17 protein-coding genes are annotated in these 19770 nt (G+C 65.7%); 13 read left to right on the top strand and 4 right to left on the bottom strand.

Translation table 11 applies throughout. From position 1 onward, the window contains the following. The first annotated feature begins 82 nt into the window (after positions 1 to 82). From RFM52_RS11565 to RFM52_RS11585, 5 genes are all read left to right on the top strand, one after another. Entirely contained in the window at positions 83 to 2143 is a 2061-nt protein-coding gene (locus RFM52_RS11565; RefSeq protein WP_320297540.1) for a 3-hydroxyacyl-CoA dehydrogenase NAD-binding domain-containing protein, read from the top strand. Positions 2144 to 2482: 339 nt separating this feature from the next. Next, the gene (locus RFM52_RS11570) at positions 2483 to 3508 is read left to right on the top strand and encodes a BMP family protein (protein WP_320297539.1); all 1026 of its coding nucleotides are present in this window, start codon (positions 2483 to 2485) and stop codon (positions 3506 to 3508) included. Positions 3509 to 3739: 231 nt separating this feature from the next. Then, positions 3740 to 5260 carry an ABC transporter ATP-binding protein gene (locus RFM52_RS11575; RefSeq protein ID WP_320297538.1) on the top strand — a complete coding sequence of 507 codons (1521 nt, stop codon included), beginning with the start codon at positions 3740 to 3742 and terminating at the stop codon, positions 5258 to 5260. Next, positions 5260 to 6315 carry an ABC transporter permease gene (locus RFM52_RS11580; protein ID WP_320297537.1) on the top strand — a complete coding sequence of 352 codons (1056 nt, stop codon included), beginning with the start codon at positions 5260 to 5262 and terminating at the stop codon, positions 6313 to 6315. The genes RFM52_RS11575 and RFM52_RS11580 overlap by 1 nt, the downstream gene beginning before the upstream one ends. Beyond that, positions 6312 to 7256 carry an ABC transporter permease gene (locus RFM52_RS11585; protein WP_320297536.1) on the top strand — a complete coding sequence of 315 codons (945 nt, stop codon included), beginning with the start codon at positions 6312 to 6314 and terminating at the stop codon, positions 7254 to 7256. The genes RFM52_RS11580 and RFM52_RS11585 overlap by 4 nt, the downstream gene beginning before the upstream one ends. A gap of 183 nt (positions 7257 to 7439) precedes the next feature. On the opposite strand, the gene RFM52_RS11590 is transcribed toward RFM52_RS11585, so the two are convergent. Beyond that, positions 7440 to 7778, bottom strand: a complete 339-nt coding sequence (locus tag RFM52_RS11590; RefSeq protein WP_320297642.1) for an SDR family oxidoreductase — start codon at positions 7776 to 7778, stop codon at positions 7440 to 7442. A 135-nt stretch (positions 7779 to 7913) separates the two neighbouring features. On the opposite strand from RFM52_RS11590, the gene RFM52_RS11595 reads away from it, so the two are divergent. Together RFM52_RS11595 and RFM52_RS11600 are read left to right on the top strand one after the other, a co-directional pair. Continuing rightward, positions 7914 to 8069, top strand: coding sequence for a hypothetical protein (locus RFM52_RS11595; protein ID WP_320297535.1), 156 nt, complete (start codon positions 7914 to 7916; stop codon positions 8067 to 8069). Between the two features lie 169 nt (positions 8070 to 8238). After that, positions 8239 to 9177 (top strand): LLM class flavin-dependent oxidoreductase, encoded by a 939-nt coding sequence (locus RFM52_RS11600; RefSeq protein WP_320297534.1) that lies wholly within the window; start codon positions 8239 to 8241, stop codon positions 9175 to 9177. 80 nt (positions 9178 to 9257) lie between these two features. Here the strand turns inward: RFM52_RS11600 and RFM52_RS11605 are convergent, their stop codons facing one another. The 3 genes from RFM52_RS11605 to RFM52_RS11615 form a co-directional block, all read right to left on the bottom strand. Next, the gene (locus tag RFM52_RS11605) at positions 9258 to 10172 is read right to left on the bottom strand and encodes a sigma-70 family RNA polymerase sigma factor (RefSeq protein ID WP_320297533.1); all 915 of its coding nucleotides are present in this window, start codon (positions 10170 to 10172) and stop codon (positions 9258 to 9260) included. Then, positions 10169 to 10495: an antibiotic biosynthesis monooxygenase family protein gene (locus RFM52_RS11610; protein ID WP_320297532.1), complete on the bottom strand. Its 327-nt coding sequence runs from the start codon at positions 10493 to 10495 to the stop codon at positions 10169 to 10171. The genes RFM52_RS11605 and RFM52_RS11610 overlap by 4 nt, the downstream gene beginning before the upstream one ends. Before the next feature lie 129 nt (positions 10496 to 10624). Then, a complete protein-coding gene (locus tag RFM52_RS11615) occupies positions 10625 to 11299 on the bottom strand; it encodes a cysteine hydrolase family protein (protein WP_320297531.1) in 675 nt (224 codons plus the stop codon). 257 nt (positions 11300 to 11556) lie between these two features. On the opposite strand from RFM52_RS11615, the gene exbB reads away from it, so the two are divergent. From exbB to RFM52_RS11645, 6 genes are all read left to right on the top strand, one after another. After that, entirely contained in the window at positions 11557 to 12498 is a 942-nt protein-coding gene (gene exbB / locus RFM52_RS11620) for a tonB-system energizer ExbB (protein ID WP_320297530.1), read from the top strand. Between the two features lie 5 nt (positions 12499 to 12503). Further along, positions 12504 to 13007 (top strand): TonB system transport protein ExbD, encoded by a 504-nt coding sequence (exbD, locus tag RFM52_RS11625; RefSeq protein WP_320297529.1) that lies wholly within the window; start codon positions 12504 to 12506, stop codon positions 13005 to 13007. After that, on the top strand, positions 13004 to 13996 hold the full coding sequence (locus RFM52_RS11630; RefSeq protein WP_320297528.1) for an energy transducer TonB family protein: 993 nt from the start codon (positions 13004 to 13006) through the stop codon (positions 13994 to 13996). Before exbD ends, RFM52_RS11630 begins: the two co-directional genes overlap by 4 nt. Positions 13997 to 14191: 195 nt before the next feature. Beyond that, entirely contained in the window at positions 14192 to 15586 is a 1395-nt protein-coding gene (locus RFM52_RS11635; protein ID WP_320297641.1) for a multicopper oxidase family protein, read from the top strand. A gap of 109 nt (positions 15587 to 15695) precedes the next feature. Beyond that, the gene (locus RFM52_RS11640) at positions 15696 to 16190 is read left to right on the top strand and encodes a hypothetical protein (protein WP_320297527.1); all 495 of its coding nucleotides are present in this window, start codon (positions 15696 to 15698) and stop codon (positions 16188 to 16190) included. A 105-nt stretch (positions 16191 to 16295) separates the two neighbouring features. Continuing rightward, positions 16296 to 19379, top strand: coding sequence for an AsmA family protein (locus tag RFM52_RS11645; protein WP_320327846.1), 3084 nt, complete (start codon positions 16296 to 16298; stop codon positions 19377 to 19379). Positions 19380 to 19770 lie beyond the last annotated feature (391 nt).

Here is a 19770-nt window from a genome sequence, read left to right on the forward strand (position 1 = left end):
GCCAGCGCCGCATCGGGTTCCCATCCGGGTCGCTGCCTAGTAAACCCTTGTTCCGATTGCAGCCGGTCTCGGGAGGTTCCGCTTGTCCAGTTCTGTCAGCGTCGCAAACGAGAACGGCATCGCGGTGGTCACCATCGACAACCCGCCGGTCAATGCGCTGAGCTTTCACGTCCGCAAACCGCTTTATGAGGCGCTTGCCGCGCTGCGCGACGATCCCGCCGCGAGCGCGATCGTCATCGCCTGCGCCGGGCGCACCTTTGTCGCCGGCGCCGACATCACCGAATTCGGCAAGCCGCTCCAGCAGCCGGAACTGCGCGCCATCATCGCCTTGCTGGAGACCATCGCCAAGCCAACGGTCGCCGCCATTCACGGCACGGCGCTGGGCGGCGGGCTGGAACTGGCATTAGGCTGCCATTTCCGCGTCGCCGACAGGAGCGCCAAGCTTGGCCTGCCGGAAGTGAAGCTCGGCCTTTTGCCGGGCGGCGGCGGCACGGTGCGCCTGCCGCGCCTTGTGGGTGCGGCGAAAGCGCTCGGCATGATCGTTTCCGGAACGCCGGTTTCAGCCGGCGAGGCGAAGGCCGCCGGCTTCGTGGATGCGGTATTCGACGGCGATCTGCTTGCCCAGGCCATTCGTTTCGCCAACGAAATGGTCGCACAAGGCGGACCGTTCGTGCCGGTACGCGACCGCAATGACCGCCTTGCCGCGACCGATCTCGCCGCTTTCGACGCCCAGGCGGCGGAACTCGCCAGGAAGGCGCGCGGACTGGAAGCGCCGCTTGCCTGCGCCGAGGCCGTGCGCAATGCGATCACCTTGCCGTTCGACGAAGCGCTGGCGGCGGAGCGCCAGCTTTTCCTGAAACTCGTCTCCGGAGACCAGTCGCGCGCGCAGCGGCATTTGTTCTTCGCCGAGCGCGAGGCGGCGAAGCTGCCGGGCAAGGACCTGCAGAGGCGCCGGATCGAGCGCATCGGCGTCATCGGCGCCGGCACGATGGGCGGCGGCATCGCCATGGCCTTCGCCAATGGCGGCCTTCCGGTGACTTTGCTCGAGACCAGCGAAGAGGCGCTGCGGCGCGGGCTGGCGACAATCGACAAGAACTATGCCGTTTCGGTCAGCCGCGGCTCGTTGACGGACGAGGCCAAGCAGAAGCGGCTCGGACTGTTCAAGGGCAGCACCGACTATGCCGACCTCGCCGATTGCGATTTGATCATCGAGGCCGTGTTTGAGGACATGGCGGTGAAGAAGGAGGTGTTCGGCAAGCTTGACGCCATCGCCAGGCCCGGTGCCATCCTCGCCACCAACACCTCTTATCTCGACGTCGACGCGATCGCTGCCTCGACGTCGCGGCCGCAAGACGTGCTCGGCATGCATTTCTTTTCGCCGGCAAACGTCATGAAGCTGCTGGAGATCGTGCGCGCCGAAAAGACCGCGCCCGAGGTGCTGGCGACGGTCGCCGATCTCGCCCGGCGCATTGGCAAGGTGGCGGTGGTCGTCGGCGTCTGCCATGGTTTCGTCGGCAACCGCATGCTCTCCGCGCGCGGCGCGGAAAACGAGGCGCTGTTGCTTGAGGGTGCGGCGCCGGATGAGGTCGACAAGGCGTTCACCGATTTCGGCTGGCCGATGGGGCCGTTCCAGATGGGCGACCTCGCTGGCCTCGACATCGGCTGGCGCAACCGCAAGGCCCGCGGCCAGACGGCCGTGATCGCCGATACACTGTGCGAACAGGGCCATTTCGGCCAGAAGACCAGACGCGGCTGGTACCGCTACGAGAGCGGCTCGCGTGAGCCGCTCTCGGATTCGGAAGTCGAGGCGCTGATCCGCGCCAAGGCGGCCGAACTGGGCATCCCCCGACGCGAGATTGGCGCCGATGAGGTCATCGAGCGTACCCTCTATCCCCTGGTCAACGAGGGCGCGAAGATTCTCGAGGAAGGCATCGCCGCGCGGGCGTCCGATATCGACGTCGTCTGGGTCAACGGCTACGGCTTCCCCATCGGCAAGGGTGGGCCGATGTTCTGGGCCGGGCTTGAGGGCGCCGGCAGGATCGTCGAGCGGCTGGAGCATTGGCATGGGCGGACCGGCAGGGCGATCTTCGAGCCGGCGCCGGCGCTGAGGCGATTTGCCGAGACTGGGGCGTGGGAGAGTTAGCCATCCGGAACGAGCGCCGGAGTTCCTTCGCACTCCCCTCTGTCCTGCCGGGACATCTCCCCCACAAGGGGGGAGATTGGCAGCTCTGGCGTCTCGCTCCTCTTGCAACGTTGGAGATTAGCGAAGGCCGTCATGACAGCTGATCTCCCCCCTTGCGGGGGAGATGGCCGGCAGGCCAGAGGGGGGTGCTGTCCCGCCGATCTTCCCGGCTTGTTCGCCGCAGCGCCACACACCAAATTTGACCATGTGGACAAATCTCAGGCGCCGTTCCATAGTCCCGGGCGTCTGACATTCTTGAACGGCCGGCTCGACACGGCTGTCGAACAGAGGGGCACTCCAATGGAACACGAACGTAGCAAAACGCAACGCGCCGGCCTGTCGCGGCGCAGCGTGCTGGAACTCGGCGCACTCGGCCTCGCGGCCACCGTGCTGCCCGGCGCGGCCTTCGCCAAGGACAAGAAGCTGAAGGTGGCGGCGATCTTCGCCACGCCGATCGAGGAGCCGTGGGACAACCAGATCCATGTCGCGCTGCAGAAGGCGGAGAAGGAACTGGGCATCGATTACAAATGGTCGGAAAAGGTGCAGACCGCCGACTTCAGCCGCGTGATGCGCGAATATGCGCAGGGCGGCTACCAGCTGGTGCTGGGCGACGCCTTCGCCGCCGAGCGTGAATCGCGCAAGACCGCCAAGCAGTTCCCGAAGACGGCCTGGCTGTTCGGCTCCGGCGCCGGCCCGGCCGAACCCAATTTCGGCGTCTTCGACAACTGGATCCATGAGCCCGCCTACCTCTCCGGCATGATCGCCGGGAAGATGTCGAAGTCGGGCACGGTGGGCGCCGTCGCGGCGATGGGCATTCCGGAGGTGAACCGGCTGGTCAACGCCTTCTTCGCCGGCGCCAAGGAGGTCAATCCGAACGTCAAGAAGAAGGTCGCCTTCATCGGCTCCTTCTTCGATCCGCCCAAGGCCAAGGAAGCGGCCGTGGCGCAGATCGACGCCGGCGTCGACGTCATCTATGCCGAGCGCTTCGGCGTCATCGAGGCGGCGGTCGAGAAGAAGATCTTCGCAATCTCCAACATGTCCGACCAGTCCAGTCTAGGGCCCGACACGGTCATCACCGGCCCGGTCTGGGACATGTACCCGACGGTCGAGCAGGCGATCAAGCTGGTCAAGGCCGGTGTCTTCACCGCGCAGGACTATGGCGATTTCTCGCGCATGGCCAAGGGCGGCTCGTATCTGGCGCCCTACCACAAATTCGACAAGACGCTGCCCGCCGACGTCAAGGACCTCGTCGAGAAGAAGAAGGCCGAGATCCTCGAAGGCAATTTCCGCGTCGACGTCGACGAGAACACGCCGGTTTCGGATTGACGCCTTGTTGAGGGGCGGCGTGAGGCCCCCTCTCTGTCCTGCCGGACATCTCCCCCTCGAGGGGGAGATTCGCAGTTCCGTCGACGGCGCTCGATCTTTTCAACGTTGAAAGGTGGCGAAGGCCGCGGTGTCATCTGATCTCCCCCCTTGAGGGGGAGATGGCCGGCAGGCCAGAGAGGGGGCCTCGCGCTGCCCTTCGCGGTTAGCCGGATCGCAAGTCAGGGAGCACCCTTGCCCGCCCCACTCATCGAAATGCGCGGCATCACCAAGAGCTTCGGCGCCGTCAAGGCGAACGAGGCCGTCGATCTTAGTGTCGCGCCCGGCGAGATTCTCGGCCTTTTGGGCGAGAACGGCGCCGGCAAGACGACGCTGATGAACGTGCTGTTCGGCGCCTATGCGCCGGACGCCGGCGAGATCCTGGTCGAAGGCAGGCCCGTCGCCATCCACAATTCGGCCGACGCCCTGGCCGCCGGCATCGGCATGGTGCACCAGCATTTCCACCTCGCGCCGCGCCTGACGGTGCTGGAGAACCTCCTGATCGGCATTCCCGGCAAGTCCGGCCGCATCGATCGCGCCGGCGGGTTGGCGCGACTGAAGGAGATCAGCCGCCAGCATGGGCTGAGCCTCGATCCGAACTTGCCGGTGTCGGCGCTGTCGGTCGGCGAGCAGCAGCGGCTGGAAATCATCAAGGCGCTGTTTCGCGGCGCGAAGCTCCTGATCCTCGACGAGCCGACGGCGGTGCTGGCGCCTTCGGAGGTCGAAGGGCTGTTCGCCGCCCTGCGCTCCATGGCGGCGCAAGGGCTCGGCATCATCTTCATCTCGCACAAGCTCAACGAGGTCCGAGCGCTTACCCATCGCTGCGTCGTCCTGCGCCTCGGCAAGGTCGCCGGCCGCGTCGATCATCCGGCAAGCACCACATCGGCAGAAATGGCGAAGCTGATGTGCGGCCACGAGATCGTGCCGCCGATCAGGGAAGCTTCCGCGCCCGGCGCTGCCGTCATGACGCTGGACGGCATTTCCACCGCCGGCCATGCCGGCACGCCGTTGCGTGACGTCTCGCTTTTTGTCCGCGCTGGCGAGATCCTCGGCATCGCCGGCGTTTCCGGCAACGGCCAGCGGGCGCTCGCTGACGTCATTTCCGGCATGCTGCCGCCCAGAGCCGGCACGATGACGATAGCCGGCAAAGCGGTCGCGCAATTCTCGGCGCGCGAGCTGCAGGCGCTCGGCCTCGGCCGCATACCCGAGGACCGCATGACCACCGGCCTCGTCACCAACCTGCCTTTAGCCGACTCCATGGTGTTGCCGCGTATCGGCACCGAGACCTTCAGCCGTAAGGGGCTGCTCAATCCGGCCGCCATCCGCGCCTTCGCCGAGGAACAGATCAAGGCCTATGACATACGCTGCCCCGGCCCGATGGTGCGCGCCGGCGCGCTGTCCGGCGGCAATCTGCAGAAGGCGCTGCTCGCCCGCGAGTTGGCCTTCGATCCAAAGGTGCTTATCGTCTCGCAACCGACGCGCGGCCTCGACATCGGCGCTGCCCGCTTCATCCACGAAAAATTCCTGGCCATGCGCGCCAAGGGCTGTGGCATCGTCGTCATCGGCGAGGACCTCGAGGAGTTGCTGATGCTCTCGGATCGCATCGCTGTGATGTATGAGGGCCGCATCGCCGGCACGCTCGACAGCAAGGATGCCACCGTCGCGAGGCTCGGCCTCATGATGACCGGCGCCGGACACCCCGAGGAGGCGGCCTGATGTTTCGCCTCGAAGCCCGCACCTCTACACCCGCCTGGTTCAATCTCGCGCTGCCGCTGTTGGCCATCGCCGCAACGCTCATCCTGTGCAGCGGCCTGATCGCTATCGCCGGCGCCGGCGTGATCGAGGCCTATGGCGTGATGCTGTCCGCCTCGCTCGGCGACAGCTACGCCATCACCGAGACGCTGGTGCGCGCCGCCCCGATGATCTTCACCGGCCTGGCGGTGGCGATCGCCTTTCGCGCCAAATTCTGGAACATCGGCGCCGAGGGCCAGTTGCTCGCCGGCGCGGTGGCGAGCTGCTTCGTCGGCGCGATCCCGATGCCGGGCTACCTCGCCATGCTCTTGATGGCGCTGGCGGGCGCGGCCGCCGGCGCCCTCGTCGCGCTGGTGCCGGCGACATTGCGCGTGAAATTCAAGGTCGACGACGTGGTGAGCTCGCTGCTGCTCAACTCGGTCATCTATTACGCGCTGATGGCGCTGATCGAGGGGCCATGGAAGGATACCTTCAGCGGCTACCCGATCTCGCCGCCGATCGAGGATGCGGCCAATTTCCCGGTGCTGATCGAAGGCACGCGGCTGCATCTCGGTGTCGTCGTCGCGCTGATCGCTGCGCCGCTGTGCTGGTTCCTGATCGCCCGCACCACGCTCGGCTTCCGCATCCGCGTCACCGGCGAGAATCCGGAAGCGGCGCGCTATGGTGGCATCAACGTGCAGCGCGTGCTGCTGTCGACGGCGCTGCTCTCCGGCGCGCTGGCCGGGCTCGCCGGCGTCGGCGAGGTCGGTGGCGTGCACTTCCAGGTGATGAGCGACATCTCGCCGGGCTATGGCTATTCCGGCATCGTCGTCGCGATGCTCGCCAGGCTCAACCCGCTCGGCGTGGTGCCGGCGGCGATCTTCCTGGCCGCGGTCATGACCGGCGCCGAGGCGATGTCGCGCGCGACCGGCGTGCCGGCCTTCCTCAGCGACGTCATCCAGGGCACGGCCCTGCTTGCCATGCTGGTGGCGCTGCTCTTCACCGCCTATCGCATCCGCCGCGTGGGAGCTTCATCATGAGCGCGGTGTTCGAGCAGATCTTCCAGGTCGGCTTCCTTGCCGCCATCATCCGCATCGCCACGCCGCTCGCTTTCGCCACGCTTGGCGAAATGTTTTCCGAGCGCGCCGGCGTGCTCAATCTCGGCATCGAAGGCATCATGCTGTTGGCGGCGATGGCCGGCTTCACCGCCGCCAGCCTCAGCGGCAGCCTCTGGCTGGGCGTGCTGGTGGCCGTGCTGACCGGTGCCCTGATGGGCGCGCTGCATGCGCTGTTCACCGTGGCGCTGGGGCTGAGCCAGCATGTCTGCGGCATCGGTGTGACTTTGTTCTCATCCGGCCTTGCCTATTTCCTCTACCGGCTGATCTTCGGCCAGCAATCTGTGCCGCCCAGCATCGACGGCTTCAAGCCCGTGCCGATCCCGCTTTTCTCCGACATACCGGTGCTCGGCCCTGCCGTGTTCAACCAGTTCACGCTTGTCTATCTGGCGATCATCGCCGTCCCGCTCGCCGCCTTCGTGCTCTACCGCACGCCATGGGGGCTGTCGGTGCGCATGGTCGGGGAGAACCCGCGCGCGGCGGACTCGGCCGGCGTCAGCGTGATCGCCACGCGCTTCCAGGCGGTGATCCTCGGCGGCGCGCTGATGGGGCTTGCCGGCGCCTTCCTCACCATGGCGCAGTTCAACGCCTTCACCTTCGGCGTCGTCTCCGGGCGCGGCTGGGTGGCGATCGCACTGGTCGTGTTCGGCCGCTGGGATCCGTGGCGCTCGGCGGGAGCGGCATTGCTCTTCGCCTTCGTCGACGCGCTGCAGCTCAGGATGCAGGCCAGCGGCCTCGGCCACATCCCCTACGAAGCCTTCCTGATGCTGCCTTTCATCTTCACCATCGTCGCCATGGCGCTCATGTCGCGCAATGCGGTGGCGCCCTCGGCGCTGCTGAAGCCGTTTCGACGGGAGGAGCGGTAGCAAGGATTTCCTCGCCCCCGCAACGCGGGGGAGAGGTGGCCGCGAAGCGGCCGGAGAGGGGGCTGCGACGCTGATGATTTTCGCCGATCAACGCGAAGGCCGAGCCTTTCCCTCTCCCGTCTCGGCTTCGCCGAGCCACCTCTCCCCACTTTCGTGGGGCGAGGAACGCAGCCCGGAACGCCGTCAGATCGCCGTAAACGCGTTGTCCACAAACAGATGCGCGCCGTTGACGAAGCTGGATGCGTCGCTGGCCAGGAACAACGCGGCCTTGGCCACTTCCTTCGGCTCGCCGATGCGCCCCTGCTGCGCGGCCATCGCCGGATCCGAGACATCGACGCCGAGCTTGCCGAGGTCGGCCACCTCGCGCAGCCCGTGCGGCATGCGGATGAAGCCGGGGCAGACCGCGTTGCAGCGGATGTTGCGGTCGCGGAACTCTACTGCGATGGCGCGAACAAACATGTGGCAGGCCTGTAACGAAGGATTTTCAGCGCCTTGACCGGATCGCGCGGGTTCGGGCGCCAGCTGCGTCACGCGGATTTTGAGTATGAGAAACCCAGATCCGCCAAATTCTGAAAACGCATTTCCACAAATCGCCGAAAAATAGCAATCGACAAAGTCTACTAACTTTATAGATTAATGGCCGAGATGGAGGCCGATATGTCCTATATCCAGAACGCTCAGACCGTCCGCAAGGGACAAAGGCTGACTGCCGACCAGAACTGGAGGCCCGCCTATGGCGGCACCTTCGCTTATCTCGTCTTCGCGCTTGCGTTCGTGTTCACCGGCGCGGTGGTGCTGGGGCTGATCCCCTGACCGCAGATCCCTGACCTAATGGCGGCCGAGACCCGCCGTCAAAACAATCTGAGTTTGAGTAATCGGAGTGGAAAACTGGCCGGGCGCCAGGGTGCCGTCGTGCGCCTGCGTCTTGGATTGGTTCGAAGGCTTTGGAGCGGGGCAAGCCAACGTGATGGAGGAGATGGCAATGCCGATCGAGTTCACGCATGTTCCCGGGAAGCCTGCAAACAGCAGCTTCTTCTACGATTTCGCCGAAACCGCGACCAGATTGTCGCTGATCGAGGACGCCGGTTTCCGCAGGCTGGTGGTGGACGATCCGGCCGGACTGCTCACCAATATGGACATCGCCGCCCAGACGCTCGACCGCACCGGCTCGCTCGAAGTCGTGCTGACGCATTGGGCTGGCGTGATCGAGCCGACGGTGGCTGCAAGGCAGCTCGCTGCGCTCGATCGCAAAAGCGGCGGCCGCCTGTCGCTGCGCATGCTGAGCGAACCGCTGGAAGACAGCGACGCCGAGGCGCGGCCCGTCGGCCACGGCGTGGTGTGGCAGCGCATCGACGAATATCTGGTGTTGCTGAAGCGGCTGTGGTCGAACGATAGGCCCTTCGACCATGAAGGCGCCTTCTACAGCGTCCGCGGCGGCTTCGTGCCGCGCAAGGGCCCGCATGGCGCCGACCTCGCCATTCGCCTCGGCGGGCAGTCCGGCACGGCCTTGAAGGTCGCCGGAAAGCATGCCGATGTCTTCGAGCTGGCCGCCGGCTCGCCGGACGAGGTTGCGCAATTGATGCAGCGCGTGCGCGGCGCCGCGGCGGAGCATGGCCGCGCCGGCAGGTTGCGCTTCGCGCTGCCGGTCCGCATCCACCCGGACGGCTGGACGGGCACACCGGATCACAAGGCGGTCGAGATAGCCGGGTCGCCGCCGCGGGTCGCCCTGGCGCTGCTGCCCTACGCGGCGCTTGGCATCGAGGAATTCATGATCGGCGGCATCGACCGCGCAAGCGAGATCGCCCGTATCGGGCGCGAGACGATCACATTGGTCGCGAATTCGCTGGCGCGGCGCGAGGCTGAGGTTCGGCAACCGGGCGCGTTCGCCTCGCGCTCCTTTGCGGAACACCGCGCGGGCTGACGCGATTCCAGGAAAAGTATGAAGCGACAGGCTCGGCGACTTCGCCGTAGCCCTCCGTGCGGAATTGCGCCACGGCAGGGTCATCCCGCATCGGAGTAATCCAGGCCGTCCATCACGTAATCCGCGAACAGGAAGTCGCGGATGCCGGCGATCCGGCCGTTTTCCCAATCGATGAGGATGAAGTAGCGCGGCGGCCCGTCCGGGCGCTCCGGACTGGTGACCAGGATGGCGGGCCGGCCTTCGACAAGTCCGGTCGTGAAATGCCAATGCGTTTCGTCGGCATAGCGGCCGAAATAATTGCCGACATAGTCCTTGCCGTCGGCGCGCAGGCGGTTGACCAGTTCCAGCTTGACGTCCTCGGCCAGCAGGCCGCGCAAGGCATCGAAGTCCCTGGCGTTGAAGGCGGCCACATAGTCGCCGAGGCGCCGCATGTCCTGCCGGTCGAGGGCCGGGCGGGGCGACGCCATACGCGGCGCGGCTGCCAGCTTGCGCAGGCTCTCGCGGCCCCGCTGCAGCGCGCCCTTGATCGCCGTGTCGGAAGTTTCGAGGATTTCGCCGATCTCCTCCAGGCTGTGTCCGAGCACATCCTTCAGCACGACCGTGCACCGTTGCGCCGGCGGCAGTTGCATCAGCTCGGCAAGGCTCGCCTCGGCGGCGATGCGCGCATCCAGCGCCGAATTCTCGTCGGCGATCGTGTCGAGCTCGACCTCGCTTTCGCGCCCTCGCAAGCGGGCGCGCTTGCGCAGGAAATCGAGGGCCGCGTTGTGCGCGATGCGAAACAGCCAGGGCTCGGTCTTGTCGGGCATGTCGCCATTCCTGATCGCCACGAAGCCCTTGGCCAAAACCTCCTGGACGATGTCTTCGCCATCGATGACCGATCCGACCATCCGCGAGCAGTAGCGGTGCAGCTTGGCTCTCAGGCCGGCGGCCTCGCGCTCGAAGGCGCGAAGCCTGGCTTCCGTGGCCGCAACGGGATGGTCATGCGAACCGGTCACGCAGCCTCCTGGTCCTCGATCCCGCCAGTGTGGGAATAGGCGGTGTGGCCCGTCACGCTTTCGGTGGTCGCAATCTCCATGATCGTTCTGATGTAGCCGGCGAAGCGGGGATCACTGCGGAAGGCAGCGATGTCCTCGGCCGAGCGCCACCGCGAGATGTTGACCACCTTGCTGCCGTCGTCGCCGACGACCACGGACGACGACAGCGACCCGGGCTGCTTGCTGAAGAAGGTCCTTGTGCCCTCGGCGAGCGCCTTTGCCAGATCCTGCTGCCTGCCGGGCTTGGCGGTGAAGACGTTGATCAAGGTCACTGCGGTCGACATGGCTTGGCTCCGTTTGTCCTGATGGCGCAGGCCCTCGCGGCTCTCGCACCCGTTACGCCCCTCAAGACGAAGCCGGAACCGAAAACGGAACGGTGGCGCGAAAAAATTTCGATGAGACCCAAAATAGCTTCAGCGCGCAGCGCCTGCGAACTGCCGCAGCGCCGCGATGACGGCGGCCGAATCCGCCAGCGCGCCGAAGACGCCATCCTCGACCGTCACCATATGCAGCGCCGCTTCGTGCGCATACTGGTCGCCGCTGGCGCAGGCATCCGAAATCGTCAGGCACTGGAAGTTGCGGTCGCAGGCCTCGCGCAAGGTGGTGTGCACGCAGACATCCGTCGTGCAGCCGATGAACATCAGATGCGTGATGCCGCGCGCCCGTAGCACCAGTTCGAGATCGGTATAGGTGAAGGCGCTGTTGCAGGTCTTGTCGATGATGATGTCCTCAGGCTTCACGTCGATGTCGGCGCAGATCTGGAAGCCCGGGCCGGAGCGCAGCAGCACATCGGTGCCGTCGAGCCCTGCCCGCTTGCGGCGCCATTTCTCGTAAGGCGTCATGTCGGCCATGTCGGCGCGGTAGCCCTGCCTGGTATGGATGATGGTGAGACCGGCGGCGCGGGCCGCCGCGATCAGCCGGTTGACCGCCGGCAGGATGGCTCTCAGCGGCGACGGATCGTAGCCATTGCGGGCGAAGTAGCCGGTCGGCGACAGGAAATCCTCCTGGAGGTCGATCGCCAGCAGCGCCGTATGCTGCAGCTCCAGCCTGCCGTCATAGGGAAAGTCGAATGGTATCGCCTTGATCATCCGCGGTCTCCTTCTTCGGCATCGAGCATAGCCTGCCGCGCATGCGGCGAAAGCCCTGTGGTGGCCGCCGGTGCGCGCCCCGGAGCGATTGAACAGCGGCTTCGCCGGATTTGTTGGTCTGGATTTCGATCTTAATCTTGACTATCAAAGTCATGTTTTATACTCAGTCGGCAACCCTGGCGGAAAGCCGTGACCGAGGTGCGCACCAGCCAGCCGACAACCTGCCGGTTCGTGCCATGACAAAGCGAGGACGAGACTTGTCCCGGAGCGTTCTGTTCGCGGCGCTGGCCGCATCCGTGATTTTTTCGACTGGGATAGCCCTGGCACAGCAGCAGCCGACAGCACCGCCGGCGACTGGTCCGGCCGCGCCCGTCGCAGCCGCCACCAATCCATCGGTCACGGGCCGGACACTGGATGGAACCGCACCGGCGGAACAAGGCATCCAGCCGGCTCCGAGCGGCGCCACCGGCGAAGAGCCTTCTATCTCGCTGACACTGCCGCATGACCTGTCGCCCTGGGGCATGTTCATCAATGCCGACATCGTCGTGAAGGCGGTTATGGTCGGGTTGGCCTTCGCTTCGCTCGTCACCTGGACGATCTGGCTCGCCAAGTCGCTGGAGGTTTTTGGCGGCAAGCTGAAGGCCCGTCGCGCCGCCGATGCGATCGGCAACGCCGCGACGCTGATGCAGGCCGGCCGGGAACTTGGCCACAGCGGCGGGCCCGGCGCGCTGCTGGTGCGGGCGGCGGAAGAAGAACGGGCGCTTTCGGCCGGCGCGCTCGACCATGCCCCCGGCGACGGCTTGAAGGAACGCGTCGCCTCTCGGCTTTCGCGCATCGAGGCGGCAGCATCCCGGCGCATGTCGCGCGGCACCGGCCTGCTCGCGACCATCGGCTCGACGGCGCCCTTCGTCGGCCTGTTCGGCACCGTATGGGGTATCATGAACGCCTTCATCGGCATCTCGCAGGCGCAGACCACCAACCTCGCCGTCGTGGCGCCCGGCATCGCCGAGGCGCTGCTTGCCACCGCCATGGGCCTTGTCGCGGCCATTCCGGCGGTCGTCATCTACAACGTCTTCGCGCGCTCGATAGCCGGCTACAGGCAGATCCTCGCCGACGCCTCCGCCGGCGTCGAGCGGCTGGTCAGCCGCGACCTCGATTTCCGCACGGTGCCGCCGGCAACGGCCATGGTGGCGGAGTAACGGCGGTGGCGGCGCGCATTCGCGAGACGGTCGGAGACGATCTCGAGGAAAACCACGACATCAACGTCACGCCGTTCATCGATGTCATCCTGGTGCTTCTGATCATCTTCATGGTCGCGGCGCCGCTCGCCACCGTCGACGTCAATGTCGACCTGCCCGGATCGACGGCAACGCCGGCGCCACGGCCCGAGACGCCGCTGTTCCTGACGCTGAAAAGCGACCTAACGCTGGCGATCGGCAATGACGACGTGCCGCGTCAGGCCTTTGCCCCTGTGCTCGACAGCCGTACCAAGGGCGACAGGCAGACGCGCATCTTCCTGCGCGCCGGCAAGACGGTCGGCTATGGCGACCTGATGGAAGTCATGAACCTGCTGCGCAGCGCCGGCTATCTCAAGGTCGCGCTGGTCGGCCTCGAAACGACTGGCAATGCCGGAGGGCAGGCCACGTCCGGAACGCCTGCGACCGGCGCGAACCCCTCCCCGGCACGGGGTGGAAGCACGGCGCCATGACGGTCGCCGCCCTTTCCCACATGTCCCAGCTGCGCCGCGGCCCGCGCGAAGCCGGCCTGTGGGTGAGCGCCGCCGCGATCATTCTGGCCGCGCATGTGGCGGTGGCCTATGCGGTGCAGAACCTGAGTTTCGCCGAGACGCAGGATGGCGGCCCGCCGCCGGCGCTGGCGGTCGAGATGGCGCCGCTGGTGATCGCGCCCGCCATGCCGGAAGAGGCGGCGATGCTGGACACGGTAACGGCCGAGCCGCCCGATGCGGCGGAGGAGACGGAAAAGCCGGTCGAGGTAAAACCGGTGACCGATCCGGCGCCGGCGGTGGAACAGGCCGAGCCCGCCACTGAACAGCCAGCCGTTGTCGAAGACATGCAAGAAGCCGAGCAGGCCGAGTCGACGGAACAGGCCGTTGCCGCGCTGAGCGAGCAACCACCGCTGGACGAGGTCGTGCCCGACCCCGTCGAGGCGATCGCGCCGGATGTCGTCATCCCGTTGCCGCGGCCGAAACCGGTGGAAGCGGAGACGAAGGTGCAAAAGCCGGCCGAACCCAGGAAGAAAGCCGACAAGAAACCGGTCGAAAGCCCAAAGGAACGGGTCAGCAAGGAAAAGGCACCGCCACCCAGGGTCACGACCACCGCCAGCATCGACGCCAAGGCGGCGGCGAAGGCGGCCGCGCCACTCTCGTCGAATGCGGCGGCGCGTTCGAGTGTCGGCCCGTCGCGCTGGAATTCCAGCCTGGCGGCTTGGATCAGGCGGCACACCCGCTATCCGAGCGCGGCGCGCTCGAGACGGGCCGAGGGCACCCCGAGCGTGACCTTCACGGTCGATACGTCCGGCAGGGTGGTCTCTGCCCGGCTGGCGCGATCCTCAGGCGACGGCGATCTCGACCGCGCGGCCCTCGGCGCCTTGCAGGGCGCGTCGGTGCCGGCCCCGCCGGCCGAACTCGGCGCGCGCGTCACCCGCACCGCGCCATTCGTCTTCAGCCTGCTGGACTAGAGCAATTTCAGGAGAAGTGTGAGCGGTTAAGTTCGGCGCTTCGCCGTAACCTTCCGTCCGAAATTGCGTCAAAACAAGGAGATAATGCGGTTCGCCGTTTCCGTGAAACGGTGAAACGCACTAGGCCGGCGCGCCGGATGGTGATACGCGGCTGAACCGTTCAACTTTGCCGTGGCGTCCTGCCGCCGAAATCAGATCACGATGCTAACCCGCCGCAGTCTCCTCAAAACCGCCGCTGTCGCCGGTCTCGCCGGAACCGGCGCGGCAGCCATTGGCAGATTGACCGGCTGGGCGGCGCCGAAGCCCGAGCCGCTGATCCTGAAGACCGCAAGCATTCAGGCGCAACTGATGGAAGGCGCGCCGACGAAAAATGCGCTGACCTGGGGCGAGGCCGGCATGCCGCCGGTGGTCAGGATGAGAAAGGGCGAGCCTTTCGCCGCCCGACTGGTCAACGGCATAGACGATCCGACGACCATCCACTGGCATGGCATCCGCGTTCCCAACAAGATGGACGGCGTGCCGTTCCTGGTGCAGCCCTATGTCTATCAGGGCGACCATTTCGACTACGCGTTTTCGCCGCCCGACGCCGGCACGTTCTGGTACCACCCGCACTGCAACACGCTGATCCAGATGGGTCATGGCCTGACCGGCGTGATCGTGGTCGAGAATCCGAACGATCCGGTCTTCGATGTCGAGATGATCGTCAACCTGCGCGACTGGCGGCTGGGCGACGACGGCCAGTTCATCGAGCCGTTCAGGCCGCGCGACGCGGCCAAGGCCGGCACCTTCGGCACGGTGCGCACCGCCAATTGGCTCGACCAGCCGCAATTCGATGCGCCCGCCGGCGGTCTGGTGCGGCTGCGCGCGGCCATCACCGACGTCACCCGCATCTATGCCTTCCGCGTCGACGGCGCCGAGGCGACGGTCATCGCGCTCGACGGCAACCCGGTGCCGCAACGGTTCACGCCGGATGCCTTGCAGCTGGGACCCGGCCAGCGGCTCGAGCTTGCCATCCGCATGCCCGACGAGGAAGGCGCGATCGTCAGCCTGCGCGACGTCCGTGGCACCAAGCCGAAAATCCTGGCGACGCTGCGCTCGGTCGGCAAAACGCTCAAGCACGAATTGCGCGATGTCGGCCGGCTCGAAGCCAATCCGGTGGCGGAGCTCGATGTCGCCGGCGCCAGGCGCATTCCGCTGGCGCTGAGCGCCACGGCCGAGAACGTTGCGGCCGACAGCGTTTGCGGCTCGCTCGGCTACAGTTTCTGGGCGATCAACAAGGTGCCGTGGCCCGGCGACACGCCGGACCCGACCGCGCCGCTCGCCGAACTGAAGCTCGGCCAAAGCTACATAATCGACATGGAGAACCTCACGCCGCACGCGCACCCGATCCATTTGCACGGCATGAGCTTCAGGGTGCTGTCGTCATCGACCAGGGCCGTCCAGCCGCTGGTTTCCGACACCTATCTGATCCAGCCCAATGAGAAGGTCCAGCTCGGCTTCGTCGCCGACAATCCCGGCGACTGGCTGCTGCACTGCCACATCATCGAGCACCAGAAAACCGGTATGACGAGTTACTTCCGGGTGGCGTGAGCGTCTCATCACAACATTTTCGTGAGCGGCTTTGCGGGTTGATCCCGCTGCTCGATTGCCTAAGTAGGCAACTGGGCAGGCCGGGCGACACGCAACCCTAATCGACGGCATGACATCTTCGCGCATTCGAAAACTTGCCCTTCTTGCGGCAGGCATCCCCATCCTGTCATCCTGCGTCATCCCCGACGATACGTCGCGGCTCGCGAAGGAGGACGTCACCACTGCCGCGGCCCGCAAGGAATTGGTCGGACTGAGCGAAGCCGACATTCGCATGTGCGCAGGCTTTCCGAGCGCAACGGCCGACGTGGGGTCATCCGGCCAGATCTGGACCTATCAGCGCACCGTGCAACGCGGCAATCTCAGTATTGCTGTGCCGACGATGGCAGTGGGTGCGATCCCCGCGGTCGGAGGGTCGGTCAACGTCGCTCCGGGCGGCTATTGCAACACGCAGATCCGCATGCTCAACGGCCACGTCGCCGAGGTGGCCTATGCCGGTGACAACAACCTGCCGAACAGCCGCGATGCGCTGTGCGTCAGCACGGTGGACGCCTGCGTGGCTTACGCGCGCCAACACCGCCACAGCGCGCCGGCAGTCTCAAGATAGGCGGAGCACCACGTCGGGCGGATGCTTGCGGCGAAGCGTCAGCTTGGCTCTCGCCCGGCGCGGCGTCAATCGACGGCAGGATTCAGTCAGGCGCCGGAAGCATGTATGCTCAACGATACTGATTCTTCCGATCGTTTTTGGCTGGTCGATGTGAGAAAAATCGTCGCTGCACTCACCGTAGCTGTTGTTCTTGTCGTCGGGCTGCTCTTCCTTCTGCCCGCTCTTGTTTCAACCGACTGGGTTCGTGCCGAATTGAGCCGGCAACTGTCATCCGCGACCGGAATGACCATTCGGTTGGACGGGCCAGTCCGATTGTCGCTGCTGCCCAAGCTGGCCGTGGTCGCTGACGATATCTCGCTCTCGACCGGCACGGGCGACATCGCGATATCCGCTCCACGGTTCTCGACGTCGATAACGCTGTCGTCGCTATGGTCGAAGAAGCTTGAGATACAGTCTGTCGCGCTGGCGGATCCGACAATCGCGCTCAAGGCTTCGGCGAACGCGGCGGCGCCTTCGGAACCGAAGGTTCAGGCTGATCCGTTCGCGGCGATAGTCGATACGCTCGAGCGGCTGGCGATCAACCAACTGACGATAACGAATGGCAGCCTGACCTCAGGCGCGTCGACCGGCAACATCGCCACGGTGACGGCAATCGACGCCGATCTGAGGGTCCCGGATCTCGACCGGGAGACCTCGTTCTCATTGGCCGGCACCAGCAACGGCCGCCGCATCGAAATGAGCGGGAGCCTTTCCGCGCTGAGGCCGATCCTGAAACGGCTGCCGGCCGAGATCGCCATCGAGGCGCGGCTCGACCCGGCGCCGGTTCCCAAATTCTCTTCCTTGCACGCGAGCGGCGAGATCCAGCTCAACGGCAATGGCAGCTATCAGATCAAGGGCGGAAAGTTCGATATTGGCGACCAGAGCTTTCAGATGGACGCGCTCTTCCAGCCTGGGGCGCGGCATCACTTCTTCGCCGACCTGGCGGCGAAGCGCGTCGATATCGACGCCTTGAGCGATATTGGCAAGGGTGGCTCCAGCGCTGGCAAACCGGCCGGTTCCGCAGAGCCCGACCTTGCCATGCTGGCCGCTTTCGACGCCGACATCGGCGTTGCCATCGATGAATTGGTCGGCGGCAAGATACGGGCTTCCGACGTCCAGCTCGGTGCAACATTGCGCGACGGGCATCTCGAGGCAAAGCTGGAGCACTTCGGCCTCGACGCGGGAAACCTCACCGCGAAAGCCTCGACGGATGTCGGCCAAACACCTCCGACCATACGCGGCAATATTGCGAGTTCAGGGCTGGATATCGGCTCGATAGCGAAGCTGGCCGGACAATCCGTGCCGTTGTCCGGCAAGCTCACGGCCGATATGGGGTTCGCGTTTCGCGGACTCACGGCAGAGCGCATACGCAGCAGCGCAAATCTGCAGGGAACGATCGGGATTCGAGAGGGCAAGCTTCCGCTTGCAGCGCTCGCTGATGCGCAGGACCGAACGGCCAACGACATCACCGGGCTCAATCTCGACGCCAAGGTTCGCGATATCGGCAAGCCTGTCGATCTGACGGGCAAGCTCGCCTGGCGGGGACAGGCCGTGACCTTCAAATCCCAGCTCGCGCCCGCATCCTTTCTTGGCCGTGCCTCTGTTTCCGACGCATCCGGCCCGATCAGCCTTTCGGTTTCCTCCAAATACCTCGAAGGCAGCATAAGCGGCGTTGCCGGGGGTGGCGGCACGTTCAAGGGCCAGGTCTCGGCCACGTCGCCCTCGCTCGACAAGCTGATGCAATGGTTGGGACAAAGCGCGTCCCGCAGTCTGCAGGACTTTGCCTTCAAGGGCGATGTCGATGCCGGCCCGCAGCAATTCTCCTTCCAGAAGGCCACCGTCGCCTTGAACGGCGTCGAGGCGTCAGGGCAAGGCTCGGTGAAACTGGGGGAGCCTGTCACCATCCGCACGTCGCTCAATTTCGCGAAACTCGACTTTGCAGCGCTCGCCGGCGGCGGCGGGGCCGCCGCCGCCGGCAAACAGAAACCGGGCGGGGCAACCGACGCGCCGATCGATCTCTCCTTCCTCAAGGGAATTGACGCCAGGATCGAGGTCGCGGCGGACAAGCTCGGCTATGGCAAGGTTTTTGCCGGGCCGGTCGCAACCGTCCTGACGGTGGCCGACGGCAAGGCTCACCTGAGTGTGCCGCAAAGCCCCTTCTACGGCGGCACGATTGCCGCGGAAATGACCGCCGACGGCTCCGGCGACGCCGCTTCCCTGGACCTGAACACCGCAATCGCCGGCACGGCCGCGGCCCCCTTGCTCCACGATGCGGCGGCTTTTGACCGCATCGAAGGAACGCTTGATGCGACGGTCGCGGTTTCGGGCTCGGGAAAGACCACGAAGTCGCTTGCCCGTTCCCTCGGCGGCAAGGCGGCAACGAAATTCAGCGACGGCGCCTTCCGCGGCATCGACATAGCGGAGGTCTACAACAACCTGGTCGGGCTGCTCGCCGGAGGCTTCAAGCAGGATCAAGCCAAGAAGACGACATTCACGGAACTCGGCGCCTCATTCGCCATCGAGAACGGCATCGCGCAGACGACCGACATCAGCCTGCTGGGCCCGCTGGTGCGGATGGACGGCTCGGGCAAGATCGACCTCGCCGACCAGACGCTCGACATGTATCTCAACCCGCGTGTCATCGCTTCGCTCGCCGGACAAGGAGGCGACGTCGCGGTGAAGGGCATCGGGGTGCCGATTGTGGTCCAGGGTCCGCTGTCCGCCCCCCGTGCCTATCCGGACCTGAGCGCGTTGGCCAAGGACCCGCAGGGCGCGCTGGATATGTTGAGCCGCCTCGGGCTGCCGACCGGAAAACTGAAACTCGACAAGCTGCTCCAGGGCCAAACGGGCTCGAATGGCGACGGCTCCGGCAAGGGAGCGGCCGATCTGATCGACGATCTTCTGCACAACGCCGCACCCCGGCCCAAAACCCCGCCCGCCGCTCCGGAAGCAGTCGTGGCGCCGGACAACGGCAATACGGAAAACGCGGCGCCGCCGCCAACAAGTTCGGACGCCGGTGGCGGGACCGAAGCCGAGGCCGCCGCGCCGGCGGCGGAACCCGCCCCGGTCGACCCGCAAGCTACCCCTGCTTCGCCCGAAGCCCCAAAGAAAGGGGAAATAGACACGCTTCTCGATCAGCTGGCGAACTAGTTCCCTGACACAGAGGGGTGAAGCCGCCTCAACGTCGTCATTCTATGGCGGAGCAAGGAGCGAAGCGACGCGGCGCAGACCATAGAATCCATGCCGTGACTTGGAAGCGCTGCCACGGTACAGAATTTTGCTCCGTTGCACGCCTTGGCGAAGGTAACGGCATGGATTCCAGGGGCTTCGCGACGGAGCTTCGCTCCTGCTCCGCCCTAGAATGACGATCGCGATGGACGTTTCGGCCAATCGCCAAGGCATGCCACCTGCCAACGCAAACGGAGCCGACCGGTCAAAATCCCTGTGCAGTGCCACCTCCGCTCGCGGGACGGTATGAAAGACAGCACAGGCTCTCGTGACCTCAGCCTGACGCCGGCGCAAGACATGATCTGACGCTTAT

The organism is Mesorhizobium humile (genome assembly GCF_033977215.1).
Taxonomy (GTDB): Bacteria; Pseudomonadota; Alphaproteobacteria; order Rhizobiales; family Rhizobiaceae; genus Mesorhizobium; species Mesorhizobium humile.